This is a genomic window from Paenibacillus mobilis (genome assembly GCF_058267595.1).
The window spans coordinates 241,295-260,571 of sequence record NZ_JBZCMS010000005.1; the positions used below are offsets into that span (position 1 = coordinate 241,295).

Here is a 19,277-nt window from a genome sequence, read left to right on the forward strand (position 1 = left end):
CAGCGGCTAAATGTCTTTGTCCGGTTCCTCGCCCTCAGGCTGACGAGGCTGAGGCGTCCGTTCCCGCTGGGCCTTCGGCTCCCGGCTTTCCTTGGCCTCTTCTTTGTTGCCGCTCTGCTCCCGGTGATCCCGGGAATGATCCTTGGCGTTGTCTTTAGAATGTTCTTTGTTAGGGTCTTTGTTATGATCTTTAAAGTCCTCTTTGTGGCCTTTAGATTCTTTGGCCTCTCTGACTTCTTTGGAATCCCGCCCGTCCTTTGATTCCTTTGAGTCTTTGGAGTCTTTGGAGTCTTTGGAGTCTTTGGAGTCTTTGGAGTCTTTGGAGTCTTTAAAGTCCTTCGAGTCTTTGAAGTCCTTGCCCTCCCGCGCCTCCCGGGCTTCCCGCGCCGCCGCCTTGCTGGCCTCCCTGGCCTGCTTCATCTTGGCATGGTGCTCCCGCGAGGAAAGATGCTCCCGCATAGGCGGCTGCTCTACGGGCTGGCCCTCCTCCGTTACCTCCGTCTCCGGTTTGCCTTGGACCGAAGCCTCCTTCACCGGCTCCTTGGTCTTTTGAAGAACGAAATAAGCGCAGCCGAAATTGCAGTATTCATTAATATAATCAATTACACCCGAAATGGCCGTATCCCGGTTTGCTTTCGGATGATTGTCCCTGTAAAAGCCCTTAAGCCTAAGCTGGTTGTATCCCCAGTCCCCCACGATATAATCATAGCGGTCCAGCACCTCGCTGTAGCGCTGCTTGAAAGCCTCAGGGTTCCAACCGTTCCGATTGTCCTGGATCAATTCATAACTTCTGTTGCCGATTTGAATAAACAACGATGTCCCCCCTGTTTCGTTAAGCGCCCTGCCGACTTGCCTGTTTCCTGCCTGTCCTAACGGGTGTCCATGCCGCGCCGAATCTACTGCCCACATTATATCATGAAAGCGGCATAATTACTCCGTCCGGCCATGGATAAAAATCCGCCTCTTGCACCAAATTAACTAAGAATCATATTTCGGGTTTGGTTTCTATCCGTTTGTACAAGGAGGGAAAAAGATGAACTTTGCTTCGGTTACCGTCCGCAAGCTGGCGTTGGCCTTTCTTGCGCTGCTGCTGCCGTTCTCCCTGATCTGCCCGAAGGCCGAGGGAAACGGAACGGACAAGCAGGCCGAGCCGACAGCGGCGCAAATCCTGCAGGAGCGGCGGGCCATGTTTCAGGAGATCAGCGAGCTGACCCAGGTACCCTGGACTTATCTGGCCGCCCTGGAGCAATATGAGCGAACCGTTACGCCAAGGTCCAAACAGGAGCGCTTAAAAGGCAAGCTGATCGGCTTGAACCCACGGCCGGAGTTCTGGGCCGGAGCCCTGAACCCCAATCCCGACGACACCCATCCGGCAACGATCGCTTTATTCGGAGGGATTGGACGGGATGCTAACGGGGATGGCGTGGCAAATCCGGAGGATGACCGGGATGCGCTGTACAGCCTTGCGGCTTATATGAAAAGCGTCGGCCTTACGGAAGAGGATTTTCAAATTTCCTTATGGCGTTATTACCAGAACGAGCGGGCGGTCAGCCGGGTCCGCCAGTTTGCCAAGCTGTACCAGACCTTTAATACACTCGATTTAAACAAAACCGCGTTTGTTCTTCCCTTGTCGAGCAGCTACAGCTACCGCGACACCTGGGGAGACCGGCGCGGGTTTGGCGGGCTTCGCATCCATGAGGGCACCGACCTGTTCGCTTCCTACGGAGTTCCGGTCCGCAGCGCCTGCTACGGCATTGTGGAAACCAAAGGCTGGAACCGCTTCGGCGGCTGGAGAATCGGCATCCGCGACATTCAGAACCGCTATCATTATTACGCCCACCTGCAGGGCTTCGACAAAAGCATTGAGGTCGGCGGCACCGTAGTGCCGGGACAGGTGATCGGCTGGGTCGGCAGCAGCGGCTACGGCGGGCCGGGCACGTCCGGCAAATTCCCGCCGCATCTGCATTACGGCATCTACCGGGATACCGGCCATCACGAATGGGCTTTCGACCCCTACCCGCTGCTCAAAAGATGGGAAAACGAAGAGCGGAGGCGCAAATAAAGGGAGTTCCTTTTTTCCTTTTGCCAAACTCCGGGAGTCTATTAGGATTTAAAAAGAGCCGTCCAGCCCCATGGGGTCGAACGGCTCTTTTATTTTTAAGGCAAGGTCACGGAGGGAGTGCCTGAGCTGACGTCAGGCTGCGTCCCTGAACCGGACCCGGCGCCAGGTCCGCCTCCCGTTCCTGCACTCGTCCCAGAACCCGAACCCAAGGAGGCTCCCGGATTCTGCGAAGGCAGCGCAATGCTCGGCGCGTTGGCTCCATTTTCCCCGACAGGCTGGCCTTTGTTGTCGTAATAATACATCGGGACATCGCCTACCACCATCAGATAAGACACGGGAATATCCGTCTCCACGACCTGCGGGCCCATGTTGAACGGAACGATGACCGAAACCTCGGTTCGGATATGCAAATAAACCTCCACCAGGATCGAATTGATGCCTGCATCCTGCTGCCGGGTGTTCAAATCGACTTTAACGTCGCTTTGCGGCTCGATCCGGATCGGGATGCGCGGGCCGAAAGAAGCGAGAATCGTGCTGCCCAGCGCCTGGCCGATCGGGATTTTTTCGTTCAGCTTGGAAACGCGGTCCAGCGTCTGCTTGACCGTCTGCACCGTCTCCGACGTAATTTCCAGATGGGACTTGTAATTAAGCATAAAGCCGGTTATTTTTCCGTTGGCGTCGGTTTTCCAATCTACCAGATCCCCATACTGCTTGTCGCTGGCCACCTGCTCCGTGATTGCTTCATTCAGCGACTGGGTCGCGATTTGCTTGACCCGGATTTTGGCGAGCTCCACGAGCGGACCGTCCATTTTTCGCTCGACATAACTGAACATTTGGACAACGAGGATCAGGACGACCAGCGAAGCGATGATCCAGACCCACTTTCTTCGGTTTTTCATTTCTCTGCGGGGCGAACCGCCGGACAGCTTCCCGCCTCCCCCGCCGGATTTCCATCTGCTCGCAGGTTTCCAGCCGCCGCTTGGTTTCGGTTTCGGCCGCAGGTTCACCAAACCTCTTCTGCTCCCCCATCGCCGCCTTCTTAACCTGATTGTTTTGCCACCTATCCGCATGCTGATAACCCCCCGGCACTGTAGCTCTAATACAAGGTTATGCGGACAAATGGCAAAAAAGAAGACAGGGCTGCCAAGTCCCTTCCGGGAACGGGGCACCCTGCCTGTTCTGATAGGCGTGTCGTGCGGCGTTACAGCTCACTTCACCCGCTGCTTGTTTTTACCGGACCCTGCGCGCAAAATCCACGAACTGGAACTTGTCCAGCCTGTGCCTGGATTCCGTGTACTGAAAAAGGGTCGTATCCTCCAGGTAAACGTAATTTCGTACAACGACCACATGGGACAGGCCTTTATGGTCCAGCAGCCTGCGGTCCTCCTCCGTCGTTTCTTCGACGGAAATTTCTTTCTTCGCGTAGCTGATGACCAGGCCAAGCCCGTTCTCCAAATAATCATAAATGGAATGAGCCGCTATGGCTTTTGTCAGCTCCGGCACAATCCCCGGCAGAAAATAGTCCTTGTCCAGGATGATCCGCTCGCCGTCGAATTCCCTGGAACGGATGACCTCCCATACCGGATCGCCCGTTTCGATCTGCAAATCGCGAGCAATTTCGGCCGTGGCCTCCACCTTGCGGGTTTGGTATACCGCCGTTTTGGTTGTCCTGCCCAGCTTCTCGGCCATCTCTTTGAAGCTGATCAGCCCGGTAATCGGAAAATCCATCCGGTGGACATCCAGCACGTAAGAGCCTTTGCCTTTCATTTTATGAATGTAGCCGTTCTGAACGAGCAGGTTCAGCGCTTTACGGACCGTTTCCCGGGTTGTGTCGTATTGGGCGGCCAGCTCGCTTTCGGAGGGCAGCTTTGCCCCGGGCTCCAGACCTCCGTCCTGAATACGTTCGGCATATTCTTTATAAATTTGCAAAAAGATATTTTTAACCACGATCATCACCGTTCCCATCTTATCACAACCGGCTGCAAGAACAAAGGCGCAGCCCGCTTGCGGACTGCGCCTTTGCCGTTTTCCGTGCAAATGTCATGGAGAGGCTGGAAACCCAGCGAACAAACCGTTACCGGTTCGCCAATCGGATCTTCAGAACAGTAGAGGTTCCACCCACCTGCAATCCCGCGGGCATTTCCTCCACGCCTTCGATCCGCGGCTGCCCGTCAGGCACCAGGACCGGGGTCACAAGGGACAGCCCGGCTGCCCGGATAACCTCCGGATCAAACTCCAGCAGAAGCTGGCCGGCTTTCACTTCATCGCCTGTCTGCACATGGGCAGTGAAACCTTCGCCTTTCAGTTTCACCGTGTCAATGCCGACATGAATCAAAATCTGTGCGCCGCTGGCATGCTCCAGCATGATGGCATGTTTGGTTTTGGTAAAATGCACAACCGTTCCGCCAAAGGGAGCCGTAACGCGTCCGTTTACCGGCTCGATCGCGATGCCGGGACCCATCTGCCGGCTGGCAAAAGCCGGATCGGGAACCTGCTCCAGCTTCAGCAGCGCCCCCTCCACGGGAGCCGCAATGCTCAGCACTGCCGCTGCTTCGTTTATGCTGCTGCTGTTGATGGCCGCGGATGCGGAGCTTGCTGCCGCACCTTTTACCGCGCTGGGACTCGGAGCTTTTGCCGCACTAGAGGCCGAGGCTGTCGTTTCAGCCGCCGCAGAGGAACCGGCAAGCGCTTCCGTTCCGGCGGCAGAGCCGGCTTTTCTTTGCGCGAGCTTGCCGAACAGAACCGTAAGTCCGAACGGAACCACCAGCACAATGGCCATGCCGACGAAGAACACGCCCCACTGCTGGGCATAGATCGACAGGAACCCCGGAATGCCGCCTACTCCGATCGAGGAAGCCAGCACGTGGTTAACGGACAGGAGAATACCGCCCAAAGCCGATCCGAGCATACCGAAAATAAACGGATATTTGTAACGGATGTTCACCCCGAAAAGCGCAGGTTCCGTTACCCCGAGGAAAGCGGAAACCGAAGAGGTAACAGCCAAACCTTTGCTCTTCTGCTCGCGGAAAACAAACAGCATTGCCAGCGCGGCAGAGCCTTGGGCAATGTTGGACAAAGCCAGCATCGGCCACAGGAACGTTCCGCCCTGCGAGCCGATCAGCTGAACGTCGACCGCCAGGAACGTATGGTGCATGCCGGTCACAACCAGCAGAGCGTAAAAACCGCCGTAAATCAGGCCGCCGACAACCGGGAAAGAGTTAAAGATGTAAACCACGCCGTCGGTAATGGCGTTTGCAATGGCAAAAGTGACGGGGCCGATGATCGTAAAGGCAAGGAAACCCGTAACCAGCAAAGTAACCGGCGCTACGACGAGCAGCTTGATGGAATCCTTGACGCGTTTGTTCAGGTAACGTTCAATTTTGGCCAGCAGGTAAGCGGACACGAGCACCGGCAGCACTTGCCCCTGATAACCGATCTTCTGGATGTGCCAGCCGAACAGGTTCCAATGCGGCACGGTGCCGTCCACCTTCGCCTGCGCGTAACTCCATGCATTCAGCAGATCCGGATGGACCAGAATCAGCCCAAGCACGATCCCGAGCAGCGGGCTTCCGCCGAACCGGGTGACCGCCGACCAGCCGATCAAAGCGGGCAGGAACGTAAAGGCCGTATTGGCTATCAAATTAATAATCGAAGCGAAATCATTCCATGCCGGATACACCTGTACCAGTGATTTGCCTGCATAAAAAATGTCCGGTCCCGTCAAGATGTTGTTGATCCCGAGCAGCAGACCCGCGGTTACAATCGCCGGCAGGATCGGAATAAAGATGTCGGCCAGCGTTTTGATCGCCTGCTGCAGCGGGTTTTGTTTCTTGCCCGCCGCCTTCTTCACGTCATCCTTGGAGGCGCGCCTTCCGCCGGTAATCGTCATCATTTCCTCGTAAACCTTGTCGACCAGACCGGGTCCGATAATGACCTGAAACTGACCTTGCGTGGAAAAATGGCCTTTGACCAGGTCGTTTTTCTCCAGCTCTTCTGTATTTACAGCGTTTTCATCATGCAGCACAAAACGGAGACGGGTGACGCAATGCGTCGCCATTTCGATATTTTCCGGGCCTCCGACGGCCTTGACGATTCGTTCAACGCTAGTTCTGTCCAGTGACATAGGAATCACTCCTTAGAGGTTCTGCTTTACTTTAGCTATAACACGGTTCTGCCGGGCCGCCGGTCATGAGAGCATGGGTCATCCCCAAAAATACAAGCGGCCCCGCTTCTTCCGTTCGGATCGCTTGGGATCCGGTTTATCATGAAGAGGTTCGGCGAACCCTCCACATATAAGAGCCGTAAGGCGGTAAAATCAGTTCTGTCTTTAAAGCCGGCGCTTCTTTCGTGCTGCCTGCCAGCAGCTCTGCTTCCCCCCGGCTCAGCCATTCCGAAACGGTCTGCTCCGGGAAGCGGTAGGCCGCGTCACGCCCGCTGAAATTGGAGACCACGAGCAACGCTTCGCCCGAGCCAAATCTTCCGTAAGCAAACACCTGCGGATGACGTTCATCCAGCCGGACAAAAGTGCCGTCCGTAAAAATCGGCAGCTCCTTACGCAGCGCGATCAGCTTCTTATAATGATGGAATACCGAGTCCGGATCGGCAAGCTGATCCTGCACATTGATGAAGGGATAACGTTCATCCAGCTTTATCCATGGCGTGCCGGTCGTAAAACCGGCCCCAGGGCCGCCGTTCCAGAGCATCGGCGTACGGGCATTGTCCCTGGAGCGCTCGCGGATAATCGCGAAAGCCTCCTCCGGACTTTTTCCCCGCTCCTGCAGGATGCGGTACATATTGTGGGACTCGACGTCCCGCATTTCGCTTACGTCCTTCCACTGCGGGTTCGGCAGGCCGATCTCTTCCCCTTGGAACACATAAGGCGTGCCCTGAAGACCGTGAAGCGTTGTGGCCAGCAGTTTGGCGCTTTCGATGCGGTATTCGCCGTCGTCCGTGAAGCGGGAAAGCGCTCTTGGCTGGTCGTGGTTGTTCAGGAACAGGGCATTCCAGCCTCCGCCCGCCTGCATGCCGGTCTGCCAATCGGACAGCAGCGATTTAAGCTGCTCGAAATCGTAAGGCATCAGCTCCCATTTCTGCCCGTTCGGATAATCCACCTTCAAATGATGAAAATTAAACGTCATGGACAACTCCTCTTGCTCCGGGTTGGAGTACAAAATGCAGTTCTCCAGCGAAGTCGAGGACATTTCGCCTACGGTAACGAGGTTGCAGGGCTTGAAGACGCGACGGTTCAGCTCTTTCAGGAACTCATGAATCCGCGGCCCGTCGGTATAAAATTTCCGTCCGTCACCGGGAGGGACGCTGCCGTCGTCATCCGGGAAGTCCTGATTTTTCGAAATCAGATTGATAACGTCCAGCCGGAAGCCGCTGACGCCTTTCTGCGCCCAGAATTCCATCAGCTTGACGACTTCTTCGCGAACCGCCGGGTTCTCCCAATTCAGATCCGCCTGCGTTTTATCATATAAAGTCATGAAATACTGCTGCGTCGTTTCGTCAAACTGCCAGGCCGGTCCGCCGAATTTGGACTGCCAGTTATTCGGCGGACCGCCGTCCAGAGCCGGGTCCTTCCAGATATAATAGTCCCGGTACGGATTGTTTCTGGACTTGCGCGCTTCCTGAAACCACCGGTGATCGGTCGACGAATGGTTGACAACGATGTCGAGCATCAGATGCATATTCCGTTGCCGGACCTCTGCCGACAGCTCGTCGAAATCGTCCATCGTTCCGTAGGCCGGATCGATGCTGCAGTAATCGGCTACGTCGTAACCGTTATCATTTTGCGGCGATACGTACACCGGCTGCAGCCAAATCATGTCGACGCCCAGCTCCTGAAGATAATCGAGCTTTTCGGTCAGCCCCCGGATATCGCCGGTTCCGCTGCCCGTGGTATCTTTAAAGCTTTTGGGATAAACCTGGTACACGGTTGATTTCTTCCACCATTCCGCAGTCTGCCCAAGATGCATGGATGAACTCCCCCCGAGTCGTATAAATCGAATCTTCAAAAAGTTGGCATTCAATTTATATCCTAATATTATGATCGTAGAAACAAAAACATGTATATACAAGTATGGATGACGAGTTCATTTTAATCCTGTATATACATGTTGTCAACTAAAAATAAAGCCTTTTCAAATTGAAAAATAACAAGAAAATTTCACTGCAAATTCATGAAAATTAAATGGAAATAAATGAGAGTAAATAAGCGGCCAAACTAGTAATTACACCGGGCAGGCTCTCCATATAAAAAAGGCGGAAACCCTGATTGGATCAGGATTTCCGCCCTACTATTTTAAAGAAGATCAGACCCGAACCACTACCGGCTCCAGACTCTCGAGAATCTCGCGCAGGCTCAGCTCGGCGCAGGCCATCGAGGTATCGGCCACGCCGTAATACATGCGGATCACGTCCCCGTGAACAGTAGCCCCGCAGGAGAACACCACATCGCCAAAGAACCCTTTGGTTTCATAATCCGCTTCTGGTTCCATGACCGGCTTGCCGGAACGGGCGATCACTTTGGTCGGATCGTTCAGATCGAGCAGGACGGCGCCCATGCAGTAACGGTGGTCCTTGGTCGCCCCGTGGTACAGCTCCAGCCAGCCGCGCTCGGTTTTGATCGGAACGGCTCCGCCGCCGATGCGGCCGCTGTCCCACATGCCTTGGCGCAGGCCGATCAAATGCTTGTGGTTGCCCCAATACAGCAGATTGTCCGATTCGGCGATCCAGATTTCCGGGCGGCCTACGCTTTTGGTTGTCGGGCGGTGCAGCGCGTAATACTTGCCGTTTATTTTTTCGGGAAAAATAATGACATCCTTGTTGTCCGGCCCAAAAATCAGGCCATGATGGGTCCAGGTCCGGAAATCCTTCGTCGACACCATCGCCTCCCCGATGCCTACCGGCGAAACCGCCGAGAAATAAATGTAATAGGTATCTCCGATCTGTGAAATCCGCGGGTCCTCGATGCCGAAAATCTCCAGCGAATTGGACGGGTAAATGAAAGGTTCGTCATCGATCGTAAATTGATGTCCGTCCTTGCTGCGGGCGATCCGCAAATAAGACAAGGAGGTGAGGTATTCAAACGCCGGAGCGTCCGTTTTCTTTATGATAACCCGGGGGTCGGAAAAATCATAACGATCATCGTCCAGGCGAATTTCCACCAGATCAAGATCCTGTTTGTCCGTATTGTAAACCGGAGCAAGCACGATATTCGGGTCAGGGCTGACCGGACGTTCCGCCACGCGGAGCAGCAGGATCGTTTCGCCCTTATATTCGGCCACCCCGGCGTTAAACGCTCCAATCACTTCAAAGCCTTCGCGGTGGGGCCGGACATCAGCCGGCGTAATCAGCGGATTTTGTTCATAACGGTATATATTCATGGCATTTAGCTCCTTGTAGTCACTTTAGTTAACGAAATAAAGTCCGAGGTTCCAGTACGACGTTAGACGTTATTCGAATTTAGCAAAAGGATCGTCGATCACGATGCGCTGCGCATCAGCATCACTGATGCCCGCATACAGCACCGCCGTGCCGTTTGCGTTGCGGACCAAGCCGCCGCTAAACACGACATCCTGCAGATCCGGCCGTTTGGACGGTCCGGGCAGAAAGCGGTCGCGTACGGCAATCAGCTCCATATCGGTAAAAGAGCCGTCACTTGGATTAAGCACAAAAGCCATCGGATAATAGTGACGGTCACCGGCTTTGTCGTAGCAGGCCGTATGCCCCAGCACCCCTACTCGGCCATCCTTAAGCAGATGAGCTTCGTTGGCGCCTCCCCACTCCTCCTCCGTGAACTGGCCTTCCAGCAGCGGAGCCTCGTTAATGACCTGAAGCGTCAGCTCATCCAGCGAACCAACCTGGGCAAATCCGATTTTGCCCCGGCCGCCTTTTTCCCCCTGCGGTCTCGTAAATATACCAATGCTGCCGTCCGCCAGCTCCACCAGGCGCAAATCCTTCATGCCGTCCGGTCCTTTAAAAAATTCCTTCAGCTCGTTAATGGATTTCCCCCGGTAAAAAACCGTCCGCCACATCAGCGCATTGTCTTGCTCGGGATGCGGATAAATCTGCACGCCCCCCACGATCAGGTCGCCCCCGATCCGGGTGTGAAAAGGGTCCTGAAGATCAAATACCGGCGCGCCTTCGCGCGGCAGCCATTTGCCGTCCCGCTCCACAAAAAACATCACCTGCGAATGCTCGCTGTCCCGCGGCTCGACACGGCCCGGAATCACGGACTCCCTTTCATCTTCAAAAGGAGCCGCAATATTGTAGACGTCTTTATCGCCTACCCCTTCAAACCGTAAGCGTTCCGCGTGTTCCGCCCTGGTCTGCTTGCAGTTGTAAGCGTCCAAAAGCGTCACACAGGTCAAAGCTTCTCTTTGTCTAGTCATGATTTCTTCCTCCTACCCCATTGGCCTTCTATCTGTTTAACGTTTGATTTATTTCAAACTGAACTGCATGCCCTCCTGGAACTTCTTGCCGAAGATGACAAACATGATGATGATCGGTAGCGTCAGCAGTGCGGAGGCTGCGTACAGCGGACCCGGATACGAGCCGTAAGGCCCGAACATTTGCGAAATGAGCACGTTCAGCGTGAGCATGCTGTCGCTTTTGACGGCGATCATGTCCCACAGCAGCTCCGTCCACCGTTCCATCAGCAGGAACAGGAAAATGACGGTCGTAATCGACTTGGACATCGGCAGCATGATTTTGTACATGATCTTGAGATCCGATGCCCCGTCCAGCCGGGCGGCTTCGATAAAGACCGTCGGGACGGCTTTAAAGAAGTTGGTGTACATAAAAATCGCCCACAGGCTGACCGCTTTCGGCAGAATCAATCCCAGGTAACTGTCATAAAGCCCGACTTTCTGGATAATCAGAAACGTTGGAATCAGCAAAATAATGGCCGGGAAAAACATATGGAACAACACAAAGTTGTTGATCGCGTTCCTTCCGAAGAAGTTCAGCTTGGACAGCGCGTAAGCGACCATCACGCCGAAGATCATCATCAGCACCGTCGAGGCCAGTGAAACGATGACACTGTTCAGAAAAGCATGCAGCCAAGGACGGGTAATCCCCGTCTCCCCTCCGGTAAATAGCCACTCATACGATTTCAGGCTATATTTCGTCGGGAACAGCTGTTTATCAATTTGGGCCCAGTCGGCAAACGAATTCAGCACCATGTAAAGGTACGGGTAAACCATTACGAGGAGCAGGAGAATGGCGAGCGCATACCGGACCGTACGTCTGACGCCGCGATTTCGATTAGACCCAACCATTTCTCTTCCCCCAAATCTCCAGTAGTTTGCGAATGATAAAGATGGAAATAAAAGTGGCGACCGAAGCCAGCAAAGCTACCGCCGAAGCGTATCCGGCCTGCAGGTTCGTAAACGCCTGTTTGAAGATTTCCATCTGCCAGGTGTTGGTCGCATTGTTTGGACCGCCGCCTGTCAATTGGTACACCTCGGTGAAAATGCCGAACGTTACGCCAAACGCCAAAATCAGCGTCGTATACAGCGACGGATACAGCAGCGGCAGCGTAATGCGCCAGAAGCGCTGGCGGTCGGTAACGCCGTCGATGGCGGCCGCTTCATATACTTCCTTATCGATGCTTTCCAGGCCGGAAGTCAGGATCAGCGCATAATAGCCGGTGAACTTCCAGGCCAAGATAAGGCCGACGATAAATAAAGCGGATAACGGCGTGCCCAGCCAGTCGATATCGAGACCGATTTTCCGCAAAAAAACGTTCAGCGGGCTCGTATAAGACAGCAGGCCTTTTACGATCAGGGAGGACACGACGCCCGAGGACAGATAAGGCAGGAAAAAACCGATCAGGAACAGGCTTTTAAACCGCGGCAGACCGTGCACCAGCACGGCAACCGCAATCGCCAGCACCGTTACGATCGGCACAAAAATGAGCATAAACTTGTAGGTCACCCAGAACGCGGAATGTACGCTTGGCGATTTCAGGGCGTCCACAAAGTTTTCAAACCCGATAATATTGAAGGTCGGGGCGATCAGGTTCCAGTCCGTAACGGACAGGAAAAACGACCAGATCAGCGGCCCGAAAAAGAAAATCAGCGAATAGATAAGGTAGGGGCTGGTAAATAACCAGCCCATTTTATTGTTTCTTTGATCCATAATCGGTCATCCTCCCTTATTGAAGGGCGCTTTCAATCGCTTTCTTCATGTTGGCCCAGCCGTCGGCCGGAGAAATTTCCCCTTTGACGACTTTGTTAAAAGCTTCGGTTCCGATGATGGTTTGCAAATCGTTGTATTTCGCGTTATCCATCGGCGGGATCGCGTTTGGCACATTTTCCGCATAAGGCTTTAGTTCCGGCTGTTGATCCAAAATGGCTTTAAAGGAATCGTTGGTTGTCAGATCGTCGCGCGCAGGAGGCAGGTTGGTCTGCTCGAACCATTTCGCGTCGTTTGCCGCGTCGGCATATACCCATTTAATGAAGTCGATCGCTGCAGCCTGCTGTTCTTTCGTAGCGGAGGCGTAAACGACCAAACCCTTGGTATCCGCAAACGTTTTGCTGTCTTTAGGGTCCATACCGTCCGGAACCGGAGGCATCGACAGCGTAAAGTTGTCGCCGTATTTCAGGTTCGGATACTTTTCTTTCCAGGTTGTAAATGTCCAAGGACCTACGTCGGTAAAGACGCCTACGCCGTTTTCAAACGGATCGGTCACCTGACGGGCCAGCAGTCCGTTTGCTTTTCGCAGATTATCTACGAAAGTAAACACTTCTTCGCCGGCTTTCTGGTCGCCGGTAAACTGGCTGCCTTCAATAAACTTGTTGCCGCCGGAAGCCGCGTCATACAGCATGTAGAAGTCGAACCAGCGTTTCCAGGCCGTAGGATCGGCCAGATCGGCTTTGGCCCACAGGTATTTCTTGTCGCCGTATTTGTCTTTCAGCTTTTTGGTCAGCTCCACGATTTCGCTGTAGGTTTGCGGCGGTTCGTTGTAGCCGAGCTCCTTCAGTACGTCGAGTCTCCAGCCGAACAGCATGGCATTGGAGTAAATCGGCAGCACATATTGATGGCCGTCCGCAAACTTCCAAGGCTCAATCGTGCTGGTCATATTGCGTTCCTTGATGATGTCCTGGAAGCCGTCCAGCGTATCGAGCGGCACCAGCGCTTTGCTGTCCGCCAGCTGAGCGCCGAAACCGCGATTGATATTTTCGGACATGGTCGGAGCGCTTTTCGCAGCGATCGCCGATTGAATGCTGGCTTCGGAAGTCGGCGACTCCTTAATCGCACTTACATTTATTTTTACATTCGAATGTCCGGATTCATAAGCTTTGGCCATTTCCTGCCAATAAGCCTGCTGGGTAGGGTTAGGCGCGGCCCAGAATTCAATGGTCGTTTCCCCGCTGGAGGTGTCTCCGCTCCCGCTGTTTCCCGTCGAGCTTTGACCGGTGGAGCAGGCGGACAACATCGTAGTAGCCAAGACGGCAGTCAGCAGTACACCAAGTGATTTTTTTATCATTCGAACATGACCCCCATAAGTTGTAATTTTAAAATCCAATAAAAAGTCAGGTGAATATAATTACAAATTGTTCGTTTTATAAAATGTAAGCGCTTATGTCATTCATTATCACGCTATAAATAAGTTTTGTCAAGCGGATTCAAAGATTATCATCCTTCATCCAAAATTACAAAAGAGTTTACAAACTATTTTTGTAACGTTACAATATGAATAAGAAAATCACTTCCTTTAGGATGCCTCGCGCATGGCCGGGGAATGCTTGACAGCCGTCCCCGGAACTGAAAAAATGAAAACGAATGCAAGACCGGTTTAATGCCCTTCCGGTTCTTGCTGGACGGAGGTTGAATCCACTTTGAAAAATAAAGTCACGATGCAGGATATCGCAGACCATCTTCATATATCCAAAAACTCTGTCTCCCAGGCGCTGACAGGGAAAGACGGGGTCAGCGAAGCGACGCGCGCCCTAGTTAGGGAAACTGCCGAACAAATGGGATATGTCTATGGAAAAAGCCGGCGCGGGCAGCAGCACGAAACTGCCGCTTCCCCTGCTTCCATCGATCCTTCCGCAGTCCTTCCGGACGGCGGGACCATCGCCCTCATCGCTTCGGATTATGCTTTCTCCAGAAAATCGTTTTTTGGAGACATCTATTTAAGCGTAGACAAAGAATTGAAAAAATACGGCTATGAGCTCGTCATTCAATCCATCAGCCCGGAAGACGCGGAGGCGCTTCATCTGCCCGCCTTCCTGGAGAACCGTTCGGTAGACGGCGTTCTCATTCTGAGCCACATCACGACGCCTTATGTACAAGCCGTGCTGGACACCGGCGTTCCTACCGTCCTGATCGATCACCACCATCCGTCGCTGGAAGCCGACAGCATCCTGACCAACAACCGTTTCAGCGCTTATGAAGGCGTCCGTCATCTGATTGAGCTCGGCCACAAGGACATCGGGTTTATGGGCGATATCGATTATTCGCCCAGCCATTACGAGCGGCTTGAAGGGATGCGTCTTGCCGCCTTCGAGGCGGGCATCCGGCTCCGCGAAGACTGGCTGATTCAGGACGCCGTCGAAGATAGCGGTTACGTGCACGGTGCTATCGCAGATATGCAGGAACGCCCGACCGCCTGGTTTTGCGTCAATGACGGCTTTGGTTTCATGATTACGTCCGCTTTGCAGCAGCTCGGCGTCAAGGTTCCGCAGGAGGTGTCGGTAGTCAGCTTCGACAACGGTTATCTGTCGCAGGTCGCCACCCCCTCAACGACCACGCTGGACGTCAACCGCCGGCTGTTTGCCACCTATGCGATCAGGCAGCTGTTCAGCCGGCTTCACAACCCGGAACAGCCTTATACGGAAATATTGCTGCCCACGCAGCTGCTTGTGCGGGAATCTACGGCTCCGCCGCCGGGGAAATAAGCTCCATGCCCCATATCCCCTTGCCCTCGTCAAAGAGGATAAAATCCGGGTTTACAAAATCCCAAAGCAAAAAGCCGGCCCTTTTATGAGCCGGCTTTTTGCTTGAGTTATTTTTAGCCATAATCCTTTGAAGTCAGTGGTATTGTCCCGTTAAATGCTCATCCGTGTCCGTTAACAGTTTGGCGAACACGACAATTTGACCCGCATGGTACCCGTAATGGGCGGAAACCTGAACCAGAAGCCGGCCGATCACTCTTGTATCATAGGTCTCTCCGGCCGCGGCCTCCACTCTGTGCATTCGGTTCCAATCCTCGCGATCATAACGGATGACCACCTCGCGGGACAAATCATCGGCCGATAAAGCCGATAAAACCTCTTCCGCTTCGGATCGGGTTTTCCGAAGAAGAGTGATCAGCTCCTCTTTCGATCCCCCTCCATCCGTCGTAAACTCGCGGGAACGCTCACGAATAAACGGACGATTTCCGATGGCGCTCACAATATTCTGGTATTCGTTACCCGCCAGGTGCAGACAAATATTGCCGATGCTGTTCATGGAAGCCTTCAATCGCTTCCATACAAGCTCATCGTTCAGCAGGCCTAGACTCCGTTCAATTCGCTCCAACTGCTTGTTCATGTCTTCCAGGACGTCCTTAATCAGCTCTACCATGCGTTTCCCTCCCTAGACTGGCGTTTGTCCGGCCCTATAAGCAGAACCTCGATAAGGATATAATAATGGATAACACGTTTAGTTACGAGAGAGGAATCCTTCATGCATAAAATTCTGCTGCTGCACGGGTATCACAAAACCCCCAAAGATATGCGCGTGCTGGGCGAAAACCTGTCCCGGCTCGGATTCGAATGCCACCTGATCCGGCTGCCTTTGACGTTTCAAACGATTGAAACGTGCGCGGAGCTTTTTGCCTCCCGTTTTGAAACGTTCCTGGAACACCTTAAGCCTAGCGAAAAAATCTCCCTGGTCGGCCACAGCAGCGGGGGACTGGTGATCCGCCTGTTCCTGGCCATGACCTCTTATAACTCGCACATTCACCGCGCCGTGCTGATCGGAACGCCGAACATGGGCACCACACTGGCCGACCTGGCCGCCAAATACGCCAAACCCTACGTACGTCTGTTTAAAACGATGCAGTCCCTGCATACCGGACGTTTTACCAGGCTGGCCGCCCCTTCGGTGGAGGTCGGAGCGATCGCCGGGAACCGGAACGACCTCCTGCTGGGCCGGCTTCTGAGCGCCGACAGCGACGGAAGGGTGGAACTCAGCTCCGTGCGGATCGACGGGCTTAAAGACTTTTTAATCCTTCCTTACAACCATCTGCAGATCCATTATGAAGCGGAAACGGCTGCGGCCGTGGCCCTGTTTATCCGGACGGGGTCGTTTTCGGGTTAATGCTCCTGCATTTTTGTCCCCTCTATGGCCTTAAATCTCTTTACTTTCCGCTCCCTTTGTTTTATCCTAAACGAGGAATTGGTTCAAACATCCTACGTTTAAACAAGGGGTTTTGTTTTATGATCAATAAGTTGCGCCGCACCTCCTTATCGGAACAAGCTTATGCCGAAATGGAAACGATGATTTCCTCGGGCGAGTGGCGGCTCGGCCAGCGCATTCCCAGCGAAAGCGAGCTGATGGAGTTCTTCGGTGTCAGCCGGAACACCTTAAGGGAAGCCATACGTGCCCTCGTTCATGTCGGACTGCTGGACACCCGCCAGGGGGACGGCACCTTTGTTGTGGCGACCAGCGAGCTGAACGCTATTTTACATAAAAGGGTTCAGCGGTCCACGCTGCTGGAAACGCTCGAGGTCAGGCATGCCCTGGACCGCCAGGCGGTGCTGCTGGCCTGCGCCAACCGGACGGAGGAGGACCTGGAGGAAATCCGAACGTATTCGGAGCTGTGCCTGGCTGCCCACCGGAATAAAAATCTGGAGCAGTTCGTCCAGGCCGACTGGAAGCTGCATCAGGCGATCATGGCCTCTTCGCACAATACCCTGATGACGGATATCTACCGGAGCCTGTTTGCGGAAATCCAAACCTCCATTGCCAAAATGACCGAACTCGGCGAAACGTCCCAGATCGGACATTCGGAGCTTGCGGAGGCGATTCAGATGCGCGACGCGGCCCGGGCCGCCCTGGAGGTAGACCGCTATATCGCCTTTTTCAAACAGAAGGTTATGTCCTCTTAAACGCGCATTTGCTGCTTTCAAATACAGAGAAACGGAGAAACCTACTTATGCAAGAGACAGACATTTTAAAGCAAAGTCATACCAAGCCAAACCCAGTTGAATCCAAAGGTCAGCCGAAAAAAAACAACGCGACGCCGGGCCCGGTTAAAACCACCTTATCCGATCTGGAGACGGAGCGGGACGGAGTCAAAAGAAGCGCCGCCCTGCTGCTGCTCGGCATTATTTTGATCGCGGCTAACCTGCGCACGCCATTGACCTCGATAAGCCCGCTGCTGGACTTGATTCGGATCGATATCCCGATTTCCGGCACGCTTGCCGGCTTTCTGACCACGCTGCCGCTGCTTGCTTTTGCCGGCTTGTCCCCGTTTGTGCCCAAGCTTTCGCGAAAATTCGGCATCGAGCATTCCTTGTTTGCCGCCCTTGTTGTCCTGCTCGCAGGCAGCCTGATCCGCCAGGGCGGAAACGAAACCTGGCTGCTGCTCGGCACCGTCGTAACGGGCCTGGGCATCGCCGTCGGGAACGTCATGCTTCCGGCGCTGATCAAAAAGGAATACCCGCACCGCCTCGGCATCATGACCGGGATCTATTCCATTTCGATGAACGTCTTTGCCGCCGTGGCTTCCGCCGCGAGCGTTCCGATCGCGCGCAGCACAGGGCTCTCCTGGCGGGGCACCATGCTGACCATTACGATGGTCGCTTTGCTCTCCATTCTGTTCTGGCTGCCGCAGCTTAGACATAATATCAACGGGAGAGCTGCACGGAAAAACACGGCAGCCGCTTCTGTATCCGTTTCGGCTGTTGAGGCCGGCGCCAAGCCCGTTTCAGGCGTTTCGGGCAATGCCGGGTCTCCGGCTGCCGCCAACGCCGGCAAACCTGCTTCCCGTCCGGCCCGCAGCGTCTGGCGGATTCCGCTGGCCTGGAACATCACTTTATATATGGGCCTGCAGTCTTTTATCTTCTACGTGTTTGTCGCCTGGCTGCCGGACATGCTGCTGGACCAGGGCTTGTCCCACGAACAAGCGGGCTTTATGCTTTCCCTGCTGCAAATCGGACTGCTGCCGTTTACGTTTGTTATTCCGATTGTCGCCGCCAGGCTGCACAGCCAGTTGAGTCTGATGGTCGGTACAGGCTGCTTTTATTTCTTAGGCTTTGCCGGCATTTTCCTGGCTGATGGACATCTGGCTATCCTTTCGTTATCCGTCCTTCTGCTTGGCGTGGCCGGAGGTACGTCCTTCAGCCTGGCGATGATGTTTTTCAGCCTGCGGACGCGCACGGCACAGGAAGCCTCCGAAATTTCCGGCATGGCGCAGGCGGTCGGCTACTTGCTGGCTGCAACCGGACCGTTTCTGTTCGGCGCCCTGCATGACGCGGCACATTCGTGGAACGTGCCGATGCTGCTGCTGTTTGCCGCTGCGGCTGTGCTAATTTTGGTCGGGATCGCGCCATCTAAAGGAAAACGTTACGTTTTCCCCGAATAAATAGGGATTACAAATAGAGGTGTCCATACAAGGAGGACTTTCATGGAATCCCAAAACATCCGCATCATGCCGATGGATCACAGTCAAACCCAGGATTTGAACGCGGCAAACGATCCTTTTCCGGCGCCGGGCCGGCTGGTGCCTACTTTTCTAAATAAGGAGTGGTCCGTGCAGGAGGAGCTGTTCGAGACGCCTTATGAAATTAAGTTTCCGGACGACAAGCTGGACTGCGGCGATTATATCGGCAAACCGGGTAAAATCATCCTCCTGGCTTATGACCGGTCCGAGTGCGTCGGACAAATTCGTCTGGTGCAAGACTGGAACCGCATGGCCTACGTGGAAAATATCGCGATCCGCCAAAGCCACCGCGCCCGCGGGATTGGGAAAAAACTTTTTGCAGCGGGAGAAAAGTGGGCGTTGGAGCAAGGACTGCGCGGCATTATGCTGGAGGCCCAGGACGACAACCTGAACGCCTGCCGATTCTACCTGAAGCAGGGCATGAAGCTTGGCGGAGCGGATACGATGAAACAAACGTTTAACCCGAGCATTGGAACGACGCTGTATTTCTATAAAATTCTGGTGTGATCTCCCTGCACCGCTAATACACAAAAAGCTGGCCTCCGGCAACGC

The 19,277-nt window shown here is 54.1% G+C and carries 17 protein-coding genes; 6 read left to right on the forward strand and 11 right to left on the reverse strand.

The features are described 5' to 3' along the window. Window positions 1-6 precede the first annotated feature (6 nt). Window positions 7-813: a YutD family protein gene (locus tag AC3ZPD_RS11945; RefSeq protein WP_490984519.1), complete on the reverse strand. Its 807-nt coding sequence runs from the start codon at window positions 811-813 to the stop codon at window positions 7-9. 220 nt (window positions 814-1,033) lie between these two features. Between AC3ZPD_RS11945 and AC3ZPD_RS11950 the strand changes: the two genes are divergently transcribed. After that, window positions 1,034-2,062, forward strand: coding sequence for a M23 family metallopeptidase (locus AC3ZPD_RS11950; protein ID WP_490984520.1), 1,029 nt, complete (start codon window positions 1,034-1,036; stop codon window positions 2,060-2,062). Between the two features lie 95 nt (window positions 2,063-2,157). On the opposite strand, the gene yunB is transcribed toward AC3ZPD_RS11950, so the two are convergent. The 9 genes from yunB to AC3ZPD_RS11995 all read right to left on the reverse strand — a co-directional run bounded on the left by yunB (window position 2,158) and on the right by AC3ZPD_RS11995 (window position 13,559). After that, complete coding sequence (gene yunB / locus AC3ZPD_RS11955; RefSeq protein ID WP_490984613.1) at window positions 2,158-3,069, reverse strand: sporulation protein YunB; 912 nt, start codon at window positions 3,067-3,069, stop codon at window positions 2,158-2,160. A gap of 223 nt (window positions 3,070-3,292) precedes the next feature. Continuing rightward, window positions 3,293-4,009, reverse strand: coding sequence for a trehalose operon repressor (treR, locus tag AC3ZPD_RS11960; RefSeq protein WP_490984614.1), 717 nt, complete (start codon window positions 4,007-4,009; stop codon window positions 3,293-3,295). Window positions 4,010-4,136: 127 nt separating this feature from the next. After that, window positions 4,137-6,185, reverse strand: a complete 2,049-nt coding sequence (treP, locus tag AC3ZPD_RS11965) for a PTS system trehalose-specific EIIBC component (RefSeq protein WP_490984521.1) — start codon at window positions 6,183-6,185, stop codon at window positions 4,137-4,139. A 139-nt stretch (window positions 6,186-6,324) separates the two neighbouring features. Next, entirely contained in the window at window positions 6,325-8,040 is a 1,716-nt protein-coding gene (treC, locus tag AC3ZPD_RS11970) for an alpha,alpha-phosphotrehalase (protein ID WP_490984522.1), read from the reverse strand. A gap of 336 nt (window positions 8,041-8,376) precedes the next feature. Beyond that, window positions 8,377-9,450 (reverse strand): BtaManbiosPhlase, encoded by a 1,074-nt coding sequence (locus tag AC3ZPD_RS11975; RefSeq protein WP_490984523.1) that lies wholly within the window; start codon window positions 9,448-9,450, stop codon window positions 8,377-8,379. A 69-nt stretch (window positions 9,451-9,519) separates the two neighbouring features. Next, the gene (locus AC3ZPD_RS11980) at window positions 9,520-10,458 is read right to left on the reverse strand and encodes an MTP-1 family protein (RefSeq protein ID WP_490984524.1); all 939 of its coding nucleotides are present in this window, start codon (window positions 10,456-10,458) and stop codon (window positions 9,520-9,522) included. 48 nt (window positions 10,459-10,506) lie between these two features. Further along, window positions 10,507-11,346, reverse strand: a complete 840-nt coding sequence (locus AC3ZPD_RS11985; RefSeq protein ID WP_490984525.1) for a carbohydrate ABC transporter permease — start codon at window positions 11,344-11,346, stop codon at window positions 10,507-10,509. Next, window positions 11,333-12,208, reverse strand: coding sequence for a carbohydrate ABC transporter permease (locus AC3ZPD_RS11990; RefSeq protein WP_490984526.1), 876 nt, complete (start codon window positions 12,206-12,208; stop codon window positions 11,333-11,335). The genes AC3ZPD_RS11985 and AC3ZPD_RS11990 overlap by 14 nt, the downstream gene beginning before the upstream one ends. A gap of 16 nt (window positions 12,209-12,224) precedes the next feature. After that, on the reverse strand, window positions 12,225-13,559 hold the full coding sequence (locus AC3ZPD_RS11995; RefSeq protein ID WP_490984527.1) for an ABC transporter substrate-binding protein: 1,335 nt from the start codon (window positions 13,557-13,559) through the stop codon (window positions 12,225-12,227). A 352-nt stretch (window positions 13,560-13,911) separates the two neighbouring features. Between AC3ZPD_RS11995 and AC3ZPD_RS12000 the strand changes: the two genes are divergently transcribed. Then, window positions 13,912-14,973, forward strand: coding sequence for a LacI family DNA-binding transcriptional regulator (locus tag AC3ZPD_RS12000; protein ID WP_490984528.1), 1,062 nt, complete (start codon window positions 13,912-13,914; stop codon window positions 14,971-14,973). Window positions 14,974-15,106: 133 nt separating this feature from the next. Here AC3ZPD_RS12000 and AC3ZPD_RS12005 read toward each other — a convergent pair whose 3' ends face one another. Beyond that, on the reverse strand, window positions 15,107-15,640 hold the full coding sequence (locus tag AC3ZPD_RS12005) for a DUF1572 family protein (RefSeq protein WP_490984529.1): 534 nt from the start codon (window positions 15,638-15,640) through the stop codon (window positions 15,107-15,109). A gap of 102 nt (window positions 15,641-15,742) precedes the next feature. On the opposite strand from AC3ZPD_RS12005, the gene AC3ZPD_RS12010 reads away from it, so the two are divergent. The 4 genes from AC3ZPD_RS12010 (at window position 15,743) to AC3ZPD_RS12025 (ending at window position 19,232) form a co-directional block, all read left to right on the forward strand. Further along, a complete protein-coding gene (locus AC3ZPD_RS12010; RefSeq protein ID WP_490984530.1) occupies window positions 15,743-16,378 on the forward strand; it encodes an esterase/lipase family protein in 636 nt (211 codons plus the stop codon). Between the two features lie 119 nt (window positions 16,379-16,497). After that, complete coding sequence (locus AC3ZPD_RS12015; RefSeq protein WP_490984531.1) at window positions 16,498-17,169, forward strand: FadR/GntR family transcriptional regulator; 672 nt, start codon at window positions 16,498-16,500, stop codon at window positions 17,167-17,169. 47 nt (window positions 17,170-17,216) lie between these two features. Beyond that, window positions 17,217-18,647, forward strand: a complete 1,431-nt coding sequence (locus tag AC3ZPD_RS12020; RefSeq protein ID WP_490984532.1) for a CynX/NimT family MFS transporter — start codon at window positions 17,217-17,219, stop codon at window positions 18,645-18,647. 42 nt (window positions 18,648-18,689) lie between these two features. Then, window positions 18,690-19,232 carry a GNAT family N-acetyltransferase gene (locus tag AC3ZPD_RS12025; protein ID WP_490984533.1) on the forward strand — a complete coding sequence of 181 codons (543 nt, stop codon included), beginning with the start codon at window positions 18,690-18,692 and terminating at the stop codon, window positions 19,230-19,232. The last annotated feature ends 45 nt before the right edge of the window (window positions 19,233-19,277 follow it).